The sequence below is a fragment of the Mesorhizobium sp. M7A.F.Ca.CA.001.10.2.1 genome, from assembly GCF_003998575.1.
Taxonomy (GTDB): Bacteria; Pseudomonadota; Alphaproteobacteria; order Rhizobiales; family Rhizobiaceae; genus Mesorhizobium.
In genome coordinates, this window is record NZ_RZQY01000137.1 from 1 (window position 1) to 11,140 (window position 11,140).

The following is an 11,140-nucleotide window of genomic DNA, read 5'->3' on the forward strand; positions in this document are numbered from 1 at the left end:
GCGTGAGAATGCCCGCGAACGTCAGGACGCGCTCGGCGCCAGCGGCCACAGTGCCGAAGGCGGTAATCGCGACGGTTCCGGTGACCGTAACCGCGACACCCGTCGCATTGGCAAGATTGACGGTTGCCGCCGATGCCATGTTGGTGCCGGCGGCGTTGAAATTGTCGCTGCCGCCTACGGCCGTCGCGGCGCCCGAGCCGCCAGCCGTCAGTGGCCTTGCCGCGTTGGCATCGGCGACAAGATCGGCCACAAGCGCGTTGTATTTCGCGCTTTCGATCGTTGTGTTCGGTGTTCCAGCGGTCCCCGGAGGGGCCGAATATACTCCACCAGCGCGAGGCATGGCCGCTCCAATTCTATTGGTCGGCGCTAGGGTGCTGGTGCCTCTACGAAAAGATAAGCTACTTGGATTGCGTCATTCGCCAAAGAACGACGCCACCATTAGAAAAAGTTTATCCCCTTGTATTCGTTCGGTTATTCTGTCGGATTGCCGCCCAATAATTTGGGAAACATTGACGATGCGCCTATCTACACCTTTATGAGGTGGTTCGGGAGAGCAGCCTGGACCGCTGCTCTCCCGACAACCGAGAAAGGAGGTGAAATCTTAAATGGCTGTCTGGGCCTATCTCACGCTGAGTTTGCTGCATGTCGCAAACGGCGTGATCTACTTCGTCCTCGCCTTCTTCGGGTAATCCGAAGTTGGTGTTTCCAACCTTAGACGGCAACCCCCAGCGCCGCAACTTTAGCGGATTCTGTATCGGGAGTCCTCGATAGGTGCTGCCCGCCGCCGGCGGCGGGCAGTCTTAGCGATTGCCTCGACGACGCCTGACCATGGCGTCAACGGCTTCCTTCACCGACTGGTTGCTGCGGATTGAGCCGTCCGGCATAGCCTGGTAGGCGCCCTTGTCACCTTCAGACTTCACCACCGCAACTATTGCCTCACGCCATGCGAGGCCCAGATACCGGAAGGCGGACGCGTAGTGTTCGGCCCAGTTCTTCACCGGCACGTCCCGGAAGCATTTCTTGTCATCGTCCCACTCGCGGCGGAAAGCCTTCAGGCCCTCGATGCCATCGGCCACGCGCTCATTGTTTGCGAACCGGGCAAGCTTGATAGTCTGCCGGCCGGCATTCACCCCATCAGCAAAGCTCGCAATGCCGACCATCTTCGGCTTGCGACCATGATCCTTCAGCGTTTGCAGCCGCGTGCGAGCCGTTCCCCATTGCGGGTGCAGGATATCGTGCGGAACGTAGTCGTTGCCCTTGTAGCCCTGGTCGTCGAGCCATTTGCACCAGTCTGAGAGGTCTTCGCTGTCGGGTAGATAGAAATCGACGATAATGGGCGTACCGTCGATGACCTGAAAACACCAAATCGGATTGTTGGCCGCCTTGCCCAGGTCCCATACTGTATGAACCGGATAGGCCGGGTTGACCGCAATCGGACGACCAATGCGCCCGTCCCGCTCTGCCTTGGCAACTTCGGCGCCCCAATATGATCCGACGAGCGCGCCCGCGAACGAGCAATAGAATTCCTGGTCTATCAGGAGATCCGCAATCTCCTTGCCGAACAGGCCGGTATAGATCACCCGCTGCTCTTCAATGTCCTCTTCCGAAATCGCCTGTGTCGCGTCAACGCCCAGGACTTCGGTGAACCAGCCGCGCGGGTTCGACAGCGGATCAAAGGCGTTGCCCTTTGTGGCGTCCAGCATGCCCTTGGCGTGATTGTTGCCACGTGGCGTGGTGATGAACGAAGCCCAGCCGCCATTTTCCGCCAGGATGGGCGACAGGTACGCCCACGCCGCCGGCTTCGCCAATGCCCATTCCGAAAAGGTGATTCCGACTGGTGGCGATCCAACCAGGCTGTTGAAGTTGTCGCTGCCAACGACCTGGAAAGTCGACCCGACCTTGAAGCGGACAAACATTTCATTGTCATTCATGTTCTCGATTAGAGGCTCTGGGAAGGCCTCGAACAGCCGGCGCTTGCCCGAATGCGGGTTGATCGCGTTCCATATCGCCTTGCGCGCCTGGGCGGCCTCGGGGAGCATGTGCCAATACGTGCCGGGACGCTCATGGGCGGACACGGCATGCATGTTCAGATTTATCTCGTCCTTGCCGGCGCGGCGGTGCCAGAATAGGAGCTGGCGCTTACACCCCTGCTCCCACGTGTCCCATGCCTTCTTCTGATACCAGCGAGGCCGCCAGCCGGCGTTAGGTAGCTGGATTGTCGGCATTCGCCTGTGCTTCCTGGTCCGCCAGCTTCAGCACTTGAACCACTAGCGGGCCGCCCTCGCCGTCAGTGAGCGCCACCTTGGCGCCGTACTTCTTCGGCCGCATGCGCTCAGCAATCCATTTGCGCGTGTCGATGCGAAGCCGCGAGCGCTGGATGTTCTCGCTGTTGAGCTGTTCGGTGGTCGTTCCGTCGCCGTTGACCTTGGTCATGTAGTCGTTGCTGCTGTCGTCGGCGATATCCGGCATTTCGTCGACGTGGGTGTCTGCCTGGAGTTCGCGCGCCCGCGCGTACTGGTCAAAAAACGCTGCGCGGGCCGGATTGAGCAGCCAATTGAACACAGTCGCTTTCGACGGCATGTCGTCGGCTTCACAGATCGACCGCAGGCTGTTCCCCTCTGCCAGGCTCTGGCAAATGGTATCGGCTATCTCCTGGGTGAACTCACTTGGCCGTGCCATTGCCCGACTCCTTCAGCCTGATCTGCACAAGCCGCACATTGATGCCGAGCTGCTTCGAAATCTGTCGGGCTGACATGCCTAGCGCCTTCATGTCGTTGATCGCTTTCCGCCTTTGGAGGGCGAGGAGCCGGCCCCGGTGTTTGAAGGGCCGCTTTGCCCTGACATCACCCTTGTCTCGGGCTCGCTTCACGTATTGGACGACTGTGGTAGGCGAAATGTCTAGAGACTCTGCAATGGTCTCGTAGGTGCTCATCTCCTGGTACATGTCGAGCGCCTTGTTGCGGCGCCTGGTCACGATGTCGACCGCCTTCCCGCCCCTCTTGTTGAAGGACGAGTAGGCGTGGAACGGCAGCGGCGCGCGGTGAGGCTTTCGATGCTCCATCAGTTCTCCATTCATCGCGGCAACTGCCCGGATCGATTGTTCGCCTGCGGTCGGCGCAATGTCAGGATTTCGCTAGGCGTCAAAGGCGAGCGATTAACCGCGGCAAAGGGGATGACAGGATTGACGCGGTGGTAGCCGGCGAATGTGTTGGAGGCGATGACCAGACGGTCATTTTCAACGCGGCAAATCAGAGACGTGAAGGGTGATCCGGTATTTTTCCCCCACCGCTCCAGAAGAGCCAGGTTGTCGGCGGCGAAGAAGTTTTGCGACCGAATGAGCAGAAAGGCGAGGTCATCCAGCCGCTCAGGTAGCATGTCGGCTGAAGTCCCGCGACGGACTATCTCCTCTTCGTGGGCGCTGTCCAACTCCTCGCTTCGCCACACCGGCAGCGGTGTTTTTAAATCGTCCGCATCGCGCTGGAGGCTCAACAACTGCTGGTAAGGCACATAAGGCCGGCCCCAGAATTCCGAACCAGAAGCGAGGCCGAGAACATCGTTGACGATGACAGCGTTGCCGCTGGTATCCTTCACCCCGCTATCCACTTGGATTTCAATTCGGCCGCTATTGCGCGACAGTTCGCGCGAGAGCAACTTGGAGAGCCCCGACTCCTTCTTGTCGATTTCGGCTCGCAAGTCCTCGAGCGCCTTTGCCGGTTCGGCCAATGATCTGGCAAACTTCGCGATCCTGTCCACATTTTCAGCAAGAGCCGTCCATCGGCGCTGAAGGTGACGAATTCGGGCCTCTTTCCGATACCGCTCGTCGGCGATATCGAACTCGCCCTTGTAGTGCCGCTTGGCGCAGTCATGGCCGATAAATCTCACGACACGCTCATCGGGGAAGAAGGCCATCCGGCCGATCTTGAACCAAGGGCCTGTAGGATGACAAATAGGACATGGCACCATGTCCTGGTTTTCGCGCTTAAAGATTGGAACCTCGATCTCGCCTGATAGGAAGCGAAGTGTGCCAATGATTTCAGGCTTGGTGGTCGTCACATTCTCGAAGCGCTCCGGATGCCCAGTCGCGTTCGTAAACTCTAGCCACCGGTCAACATAGTCGTCGGATGGCTTCTCATCGAATACCGGGAAGGAAACGAGTGCGTTCGTCATTGAGGCACACCTTTCGAGGCGAGATAGTCGTTAATATTCACATGCCGCACTGGGGATGCGGCGCCGAACGTGCCGAGTTGAGAGGTGCTGAAGGCCCGCTTGGCTTGGGGATCGAACTTCGCCGAGGCGCCCTTCCGCAACCAGCCCGGAGCCTTGGCCGCATTGATCTTCAGGCGGTTCTCAGCCTTGCGCTGCTTTTTCGCCTCCCGCTTTTCCTTTCGGCTGAGGTTCCTTGAAATTCCACCGGAATCCGCAGATTTCCGGATGGCTTTCGCCGACCGTCTAGGCGCCGGTCCCGCAGAAAGGATCTTGGTGGATATCCAGTCAGCCCGCTTTTCAGCCGGCGATATAGGCGAGCCATCAAGCCGATCGGCCGCGCGCCACGCTTCCGCATTGGTCGGGAACGGTCCGGCCAATGTTGCCGTGCCGTCGACCACGACGAAGCCGTCTGCTGTCTCGATTACCGTCATGCTGCGTCGCCCTCATTGCGACGCGCGGCGCGCCGTAGCTCTTCCTGCACGGCGTCCGAAAATGTCTGCACCTCTTTCCTTATCGCGGCTTCGGTCATTCCGGCCCTGGTCAGTTGCCCGACGACGCCCGCGACAGTCTGGCGCCAATAGTGGTCAGCCGAACGACCGCGACGAGCCGATAGCAGTTCAGCCGTCCGTTTGATTTTTCCGAGACGACGAGCCATTGGAAAGCAGATCACGAGGCCCATCATGCAGCCCTCTCGCGCGTGTAAGCACTAAGGTTTGAACCTTCGGAGCCCCTTTTATCTTCTAAGGTGTGATCTAAGGTTTGATCATAAGGTATAAGGGTAACCACACCGTCACCCGCGCAGGTGACTGTCTGATTATCCAATGGGGTATTTGGACGATTACGTAAAGACGGCAGAGGTGACTGGATAATCACCTTGTTCTGGCGGTCGCAGACATACTCGTCCAGATCGGACAAAACGTCCATCGCCCAGCCAAAGTTCAGGACGTAGACTTGGGAGCGTTTCGCCGATCGACCGATGATTTGCTGCTTTTCGAGGGGAAGGCTTCGAACAGGGACGCGCGTAATCGCGCCCGCGTTCTGTAGAATTCGAAGCCACTTGGAAATCTGCTCAGGAGCATCGGCGCCGAGCATCTGGGAAATTGTTTCGCGCGTCGGCCAAGCGCAGCCGACAGCCTCGTTGTATTTATCCTGCAACTCGCCCGCCACTCGCACGGCTCCCGGCGAATCCCGGAAACCTTTGAAATAGCGGACCGCCCGGCCACAAGCGTGTTTGTCCATCATAATCAGTGGGCCCTCGCCCGGATCAGCGCCGCTTGCCGGCAGGCCTCCACCGCGTCTTTGAGTGGCAATTTGAACCGCTCTTGGATCTGCGGGATTATCGCCTTCGTGCGATCCGCCGAGCCGGTAGCCAGCCAAGTGGCGGCGAGGTCGACCGGGCCTTGAGTATTGCCGATGCCGGTGCTCATGCGGCGTTAGCCACGTCTTCAAGGATCACGACCGGCGAGCTTAAGCGGTAGATTCCGTGCGAACCGGCGAACGGGCCGCCGTGGCTCTCGTACTCGGTTTCAATGGCGAACCCGAGCTTGCGCAGCTTGTGCGTGTAGTCTGACCATCGAGGCCCGGGATGCGTGATTGGTGTACAGCCACTTTGACCGGCTTTGACCAACTCGCGCATTGCCCAAGCTACGCGCCCGTCCAGTCGGATCGGATTTCCATCCGGCTCGACCTTGACGATGATGCTGAATTTGTTCGCGCTCTTAACAGAGTTTGCATTAACGCGACTCGCGTCGACTGCTATGAGGGGCATGTCATTCTTCCTTTTCCGATTTAGGTCCGCGATTGGAGGAGTGATTTTGAGGTAGGAAAGTAGGCGGCTGCTTTGGCGAGGAGACCGCTTACTTTCCGGCTTCATTGGCCGTCGCTCCTTTCGGAAGAGCATCGAGCCAGGCTTGCGCATCATCTTTGCGGATCAGGGTCTTCCGTCCTGCCTTGCGGTAAGGCAAGCGACCGGATTTCAGCTCTTCATAGAGCAACGAGCGACCGACGCCGAAAGCAGCGCAAAATCCCGAAACAGTAAATGCGTTTGGGCTTACTTCCATTTCAGTTCCTTCCTTTGGTTCGCGCCAAACAGACGCGGGTGATTTGTTACGGATTCTAGCGGATTTCGAGTCCCTCTGCACACCCTGGAGAGTGTTATCCCGAGGGATTTTGTACCCCTTTCATTCCAATGACTTAGCTGGTGTTTATCCACAGGTTGCCCACAGAGATGTTCAGCGTTCGTTCCCGTTCGACAGTAAAGCGAACGACATCCGGTAAAACGAGCCGCTGGTTTCTCTGGGGGTAAGGGACAGGAAAAACAGCAGGGCGCAGGCCTCTCTAGGAGAGGCTCTGCAAGCGTGGCACGGCAGAAAGCCGGGCCGGTCCCTCAAAACTGATTTTTTCCGAGTTCAACAGAACGATGTGAATCTCGGCGATTTGCCGCGTTTAGTCAATGGCATGCACGAGCGGATACCAACGTTATCTTACGACACGTAGATTACCCCGAGCCGCAGGCGCATTCAGATAGTTCGCCCAAGCAGACATCAGTTTGCGGCGCTTCTCCAATGCGTCCGACCGACGATAGGCATTCTCGACAGCATCGCCGACCTTGTGGGCAAGAGCAGCTTCCGCGACCTCGCGCGGGAAACTGGTCTCATCCCCGGCCCAATCTCGGAAGGCTGACCGGAAACCATGCGGCGTGTATTGCCCGACTTCCATGCGCCGCATCTGCATCGTCATCGCCATCACCGACAGCGGCATATCAACCGGCCGCTTGCTCTCCCCTGGGAAGACATAGTCCGACACGCGCGCATCGTAGAGCGGCGTCAGGATAGCCAGGGCGGCATCAGTCAGCGGCACCCTATGAAGGACGCCGGCCTTCATGCGATCAGCCGGCACAGTCCAGACCTTCTCGTCCAGATCGAGTTCGGGCCACTTGGCGCCTAACACTTCGCCAGAGCGCGCAGCCGTCAGGATGAGAAAGTCCATCGCCTTCGCCGACATAGCCTCAGACGCCCGCAGGCGCTTCACAAACGCCGGCACGTCCGCGTATGGCATAGCGGCATGGTGGCCGCGTGAAAGCTTCTTGCCCTTAGCCAGGAGGTGTTGCAGGTGACCGCGCCACAAGGCCGGGTTTTCTCCCGATCGATGACCTGCAGCTTTCGCCGCATCCAAGACCCGCTCAATCCGACCGCGCAGCCGTTGCGCCGTTTCCGGCTTCTCGAACCAGATCGGCTTCAGGATCTCCAGAATGTCGGCCGTGTCCACCTCGTCCACAGGCTTCTTGCGGATCGATTTGCAGTAGGCATCGCCGAGGGTCATTTCCCACTGTGCCTTGTGCTTGGCATTGCGCCAGCCCTTGCCGACAGCAGCGATCAGGTCTTCGGCGCATTTCGCGAATGTCGGCTTTTCGGTCTTGGCTTCCGTGTCGATCGGGTCAAGGCCACGGCGCAGGCGGTCCCGGCAGTCGGTGGCGGCAATGCGCGCATCCTTCAAAGATACGGAAGGGTAAGAGCCGAGGCCAACTTCCTTCCACTGACGGCCCTTTCCAGAGCCCTTGAAGTGGACGAAGGTCCAGGACTTGGTGCCTTCCTTCTTCGCCAACAAATAGAGCCCGCCGCCGTCGCTATGCCGCCCTGCCTTCAGGCCTTTGGCGCGGATGGTCGTTTCGGCCAGCAAGTTGAGTGAGCGAACCATTCCCTGCAACTCCGTTCCTAACTTCGATGCACGATGTTAGCGGATTTGACCGGACTACTGCAAACGCAGAACGCCGAAAGGCCAAGGGAATCAACGGGTTTTTGGTATATTAGCGGACGATGGCGGACTTAGGTTTAGAAGACACTTCCTCCGCCAGACGTCGAAGGTCCGTTCCGGAGACATGGGTAGCAGTTTGTACCTAAGACATGATGACAACCGCGTGCTTGACGGGTTGTCGATTGGTTGCAAGGTCCTCTGTTCCAGTCGATATGTCCGAACTGCGAGTCATCGTCTCGATCAGAGCGCCCGGTTGCGTCAGGCTCACTTTGAAGTTCGGATGGATGACTGTTATTTCCTCTCGGGAGCGCTCCGCCGAACATCTCCATGGTCCTTTCAATGAGGCGATAGATAGTCAGGCTGCGCCGGCTGCAGTTGCGGTCAATGGCTGGAGGAAGTGATCGTTGATGACACCGGCCGCCCCTGCATTCAGGCATGGGCGGCCGTCTTGTGGAGCGGGATGACGCGGCTCGATAAGCAGCCAGCCTGTTGGCGCGGGATCGCTCCAGCTTTCGTCACCTCCGCCCAGATCAGCCCGCGGCGCTCGGCACCGGCGTGTTGAGCAGCTGCTGTTCCCAGAGGTACGCGATGCCGCTGCCGCCGAAGTGCTGAATGAGAATCTCGGTCAGCTCCTCGACATGCTCGGTGCGCGCCCAATCGCGTTGCCATTCGCCAGTGAGCGCCATCACGGTCATCACGTTCGCGCCGGCCGCGATCATTCGCTGGATGGCAACTTCGTGAGACTCCCTCGAAATCCCGCCCGACGCGTCGGTGATCACGGTCACGTCCCAGCCTTCGCCGGCGGCCTGGATCACAGGCATTGCGACGCAGACCTCGGTCCACAGGCCGGCGATGATCAGCTGCTTGCGGCCGGTCGCCTTGACGACGTTCACCACATTCTCGTCCTGCCAGGTGTTCACCCAGGTGCGATCGATGACTTCCTGGTCCGGAAATACGTCGGTGATCTGCTTGAAGAGAAGTCCTCCGCGCGCCGCAATCACGCTGGTGAGAATGGTCGGAACACCGAAGGCTTTTGCTAGCTTCGCCAGCGCGGTCGTGTTGTTGACCACCATGTGTGGGTCGTGGCTGTTCAGATTGGCCAGCTGATAGGGCTGGTGGTCGATCAGGACGAGGACCGAATCTGCGGGACGAAGAAGCGAAGCAAGGCCGTTACGAGGGGTCATCAAGACTTCCTTTCTCTGCCGTCTGGACGGCATGGGTTTTCGGGAGACATGCGCCAGCGGGCGACGTTGCCGAAACGCAATTTGCTGTTCCTTTTGGTGATGCGATAGTGCCATATTCAGGCAAGCTGTGTCGCGAAACGAGGAACGCCGATTGGACATCGAAGATCTGCAGACATTCGTCGTAGTGGCCGATGCCGGGGGCGTATCGGCCGCCGCCCGCCGACTCGGCGTCTCCAAGTCGATCGTCAGTCGGCGGCTCTTTCGGGTTGAGGCGGAGCTTGGCGTCCAGCTTCTTGCACGAACGACCCGCGGCGCCGCGCTCACGGAGGCGGGAATTACTTTCAGAGATCATGCGGCCCGAGCCAGCGCCGAGATTGATACGGCCAGGGAAGCGATCTTCCCCACCGGTGAGCTACGCGGCCGCCTGAGGGTTGCCATGCCGCTTACTTTCGGCGCGACCCATTTTGCTCCCGTGCTCGCGGAAATGGCGCGTCTGCACCCGAAGCTTCACATCCATACTTCTTATAGCGATCGCTTCGTCGATCTCATCGCAGAGGGTTTCGATTGCGCGATCCGGGGCGCCTACCTTCAGGATTCCAACCTGATCGCGAAGCGCGTCGGGCCTATCCATGGAAAGCTTGTCGCGAGCCCGGATTACATCAAAGCGCACGCGTCACCCGAGACTCCGGACGAACTCGTCACCCATCAGGCCCTCATGCAGGGAACGGAAGCCTGGCAGTTCATGGATGGCGACAAGATTGTTACGGTCCAGCCGCAGGGCAGGTTCAAGGCCGACAGCGCCACGGCGCTTGCCGCGGCGGCGGCGGCGGGTCTCGGCATCGCCTGGCTCCCCGATTGCATTACACATGAACATGTGGCCTCCGGCGCGCTGGTCCCGATCATGACACGCTATCCGGTACCTCCGGGAGCTGCGTATGTCGTACGCCCGCCGGGGCAGCATCCTACGCGGAAAGTGCGCGTGCTCACCGACATGCTGATTGAGTATTTCAAACGCAACCCGGATCTTTGGGGTCTTGACGGCTAGGACACGAACGGTTCGAAGCCGTGTCAAACAACCGCGTTCGACGGTCCCATTGCTCCGAGCCGTTGCGTTCGGCGACATTGCTTGCACGTTCCGTGCGTTAGCGCCCTTACAGAGCCTTTAGCCTTTGGAAAGGGAGATGTGGTTCCTCTCGGAGGCGCAGACGACGCGCAGAGGCGAATCGATGGATATCTTTGGCATCAAGGCACTGTTGATCTGCGCGCTGATCTTCATTCCGTTCGAACATCTGTTTGCCGAGCGGCCGCAGAAGATCTTCCGCAAGGGGTTTGCTGTCGATCTGATCTATCTGCTGTTCAACGGCTTCATCATAAAGCTGGCCATCGTCATGATGGCGGCAGGCGCGCTCGGTGCCGCTGCGCTCCTTGTCCCGCCGGCGATAACGCAGGCCGTCAGCGGCCAGCCCGTCTGGCTGCAGGTTGCCGAAATCATCGTGATTACCGATATCGGCGTCTACTGGACACATCGGGCCTTCCACAAAATCCCCGCGCTTTGGAAGTTCCATGCCGTTCACCACGGCATTGAGGAACTCGACTGGCTCGGGGCCTTCCACAATCACCCCGTCGACGCCATCGTCACAAAGGCAATATCGCTGACGCCGATCTTTTTCCTCGGCTTCTCGGAAGCCTCGATCGCTGTCTTTTCGACCATCTACCTTGGACACACGCTGCTTGTTCATTCAAACGTGCGGATTCCGTTCGGCCCTTTGAAGTGGCTGATCGCCAGCCCGCAGTTCCATCGCTGGCACCATGCCAACCAGCGCGAAGCCTATGACAAGAACTTCGCCGGGCAGTTGCCTTTCCTCGACATGCTGTTCGGCACCTACAATCCCACCGGCGACAAGGTGCCGGAAAAGTACGGCGTCGACGATCCGATCCCTTCCACCTATTTCGGTCAGATCGGCTATCCGCTCCTGCGCCGCAGGAAGCTGCCGAAC

Annotated in this window: 14 protein-coding genes and 1 pseudogene; 2 read left to right on the forward strand and 13 right to left on the reverse strand. The window is 59.2% G+C overall.

What is annotated here, in order from left to right; genetic code table 11:
- From EN964_RS38490 to EN964_RS11880, 13 genes and pseudogenes are all read right to left on the reverse strand, one after another.
- Positions 1-250 (reverse strand): annotated as a pseudogene (locus tag EN964_RS38490) (hypothetical protein); the annotation flags it as partial.
- A 550-nt stretch (positions 251-800) separates the two neighbouring features.
- Positions 801-2,225: a hypothetical protein gene (locus EN964_RS11825; protein WP_127270802.1), complete on the reverse strand. Its 1,425-nt coding sequence runs from the start codon at positions 2,223-2,225 to the stop codon at positions 801-803.
- Positions 2,203-2,679, reverse strand: coding sequence for a hypothetical protein (locus EN964_RS11830; protein WP_027036518.1), 477 nt, complete (start codon positions 2,677-2,679; stop codon positions 2,203-2,205). The genes EN964_RS11825 and EN964_RS11830 overlap by 23 nt, the downstream gene beginning before the upstream one ends.
- Positions 2,663-3,061: an HTH domain-containing protein gene (locus EN964_RS11835; protein WP_127270804.1), complete on the reverse strand. Its 399-nt coding sequence runs from the start codon at positions 3,059-3,061 to the stop codon at positions 2,663-2,665. Before EN964_RS11835 ends, EN964_RS11830 begins: the two co-directional genes overlap by 17 nt.
- An 11-nt stretch (positions 3,062-3,072) precedes the next feature.
- Positions 3,073-4,167 carry a hypothetical protein gene (locus tag EN964_RS11840; RefSeq protein ID WP_127271057.1) on the reverse strand — a complete coding sequence of 365 codons (1,095 nt, stop codon included), beginning with the start codon at positions 4,165-4,167 and terminating at the stop codon, positions 3,073-3,075.
- Complete coding sequence (locus tag EN964_RS11845) at positions 4,164-4,637, reverse strand: hypothetical protein (RefSeq protein ID WP_127268285.1); 474 nt, start codon at positions 4,635-4,637, stop codon at positions 4,164-4,166. Before EN964_RS11845 ends, EN964_RS11840 begins: the two co-directional genes overlap by 4 nt.
- Positions 4,634-4,885, reverse strand: coding sequence for a DUF6074 family protein (locus EN964_RS11850; protein WP_128361561.1), 252 nt, complete (start codon positions 4,883-4,885; stop codon positions 4,634-4,636). The genes EN964_RS11845 and EN964_RS11850 overlap by 4 nt, the downstream gene beginning before the upstream one ends.
- Positions 4,885-5,448, reverse strand: a complete 564-nt coding sequence (locus tag EN964_RS11855; protein WP_127276386.1) for a hypothetical protein — start codon at positions 5,446-5,448, stop codon at positions 4,885-4,887. The genes EN964_RS11850 and EN964_RS11855 overlap by 1 nt, the downstream gene beginning before the upstream one ends.
- Positions 5,449-5,450: 2 nt before the next feature.
- Positions 5,451-5,633, reverse strand: a complete 183-nt coding sequence (locus tag EN964_RS11860; RefSeq protein ID WP_127268282.1) for a hypothetical protein — start codon at positions 5,631-5,633, stop codon at positions 5,451-5,453.
- The gene (locus tag EN964_RS11865; RefSeq protein ID WP_127268281.1) at positions 5,630-5,974 is read right to left on the reverse strand and encodes a hypothetical protein; all 345 of its coding nucleotides are present in this window, start codon (positions 5,972-5,974) and stop codon (positions 5,630-5,632) included. The genes EN964_RS11860 and EN964_RS11865 overlap by 4 nt, the downstream gene beginning before the upstream one ends.
- 88 nt (positions 5,975-6,062) lie before the next feature.
- Entirely contained in the window at positions 6,063-6,266 is a 204-nt protein-coding gene (locus EN964_RS11870) for an excisionase family DNA-binding protein (RefSeq protein ID WP_127268280.1), read from the reverse strand.
- Between the two features lie 418 nt (positions 6,267-6,684).
- The gene (locus EN964_RS11875; protein WP_127268279.1) at positions 6,685-7,902 is read right to left on the reverse strand and encodes a site-specific integrase; all 1,218 of its coding nucleotides are present in this window, start codon (positions 7,900-7,902) and stop codon (positions 6,685-6,687) included.
- A 587-nt stretch (positions 7,903-8,489) separates the two neighbouring features.
- The gene (locus tag EN964_RS11880; RefSeq protein WP_127268278.1) at positions 8,490-9,143 is read right to left on the reverse strand and encodes a hydrolase; all 654 of its coding nucleotides are present in this window, start codon (positions 9,141-9,143) and stop codon (positions 8,490-8,492) included.
- A gap of 151 nt (positions 9,144-9,294) precedes the next feature.
- Here EN964_RS11880 and EN964_RS11885 point away from each other — a divergent pair, with 151 nt between their 5' ends.
- A complete protein-coding gene (locus EN964_RS11885) occupies positions 9,295-10,188 on the forward strand; it encodes a LysR family transcriptional regulator (RefSeq protein ID WP_127268277.1) in 894 nt (297 codons plus the stop codon).
- Between the two features lie 181 nt (positions 10,189-10,369).
- On the forward strand, positions 10,370-11,140 hold a 771-nt coding region (locus EN964_RS11890), incomplete at its 3' end, for a sterol desaturase family protein (RefSeq protein ID WP_164775788.1).

What these genes read in the sequence shown, in the direction of transcription:
- EN964_RS11825 (WP_127270802.1), bottom strand. Translation starts at nt 2,225, where the DNA reads ATGCCGACAATCCAGCTACCTAACGCCGGCTGGCGGCCTCGCTGGTAT.
- EN964_RS11830 (WP_027036518.1), bottom strand. Translation starts at nt 2,679, where the DNA reads ATGGCACGGCCAAGTGAGTTCACCCAGGAGATAGCCGATACCATTTGC.
- EN964_RS11835 (WP_127270804.1), bottom strand. Translation starts at nt 3,061, where the DNA reads ATGGAGCATCGAAAGCCTCACCGCGCGCCGCTGCCGTTCCACGCCTAC.
- EN964_RS11840 (WP_127271057.1), bottom strand. Translation starts at nt 4,167, where the DNA reads ATGACGAACGCACTCGTTTCCTTCCCGGTATTCGATGAGAAGCCATCC.
- EN964_RS11845 (WP_127268285.1), bottom strand. Translation starts at nt 4,637, where the DNA reads ATGACGGTAATCGAGACAGCAGACGGCTTCGTCGTGGTCGACGGCACG.
- EN964_RS11850 (WP_128361561.1), bottom strand. Translation starts at nt 4,885, where the DNA reads ATGGGCCTCGTGATCTGCTTTCCAATGGCTCGTCGTCTCGGAAAAATC.
- EN964_RS11855 (WP_127276386.1), bottom strand. Translation starts at nt 5,448, where the DNA reads ATGATGGACAAACACGCTTGTGGCCGGGCGGTCCGCTATTTCAAAGGT.
- EN964_RS11860 (WP_127268282.1), bottom strand. Translation starts at nt 5,633, where the DNA reads ATGAGCACCGGCATCGGCAATACTCAAGGCCCGGTCGACCTCGCCGCC.
- EN964_RS11865 (WP_127268281.1), bottom strand. Translation starts at nt 5,974, where the DNA reads ATGCCCCTCATAGCAGTCGACGCGAGTCGCGTTAATGCAAACTCTGTT.
- EN964_RS11870 (WP_127268280.1), bottom strand. Translation starts at nt 6,266, where the DNA reads ATGGAAGTAAGCCCAAACGCATTTACTGTTTCGGGATTTTGCGCTGCT.
- EN964_RS11875 (WP_127268279.1), bottom strand. Translation starts at nt 7,902, where the DNA reads ATGGTTCGCTCACTCAACTTGCTGGCCGAAACGACCATCCGCGCCAAA.
- EN964_RS11880 (WP_127268278.1), bottom strand. Translation starts at nt 9,143, where the DNA reads ATGACCCCTCGTAACGGCCTTGCTTCGCTTCTTCGTCCCGCAGATTCG.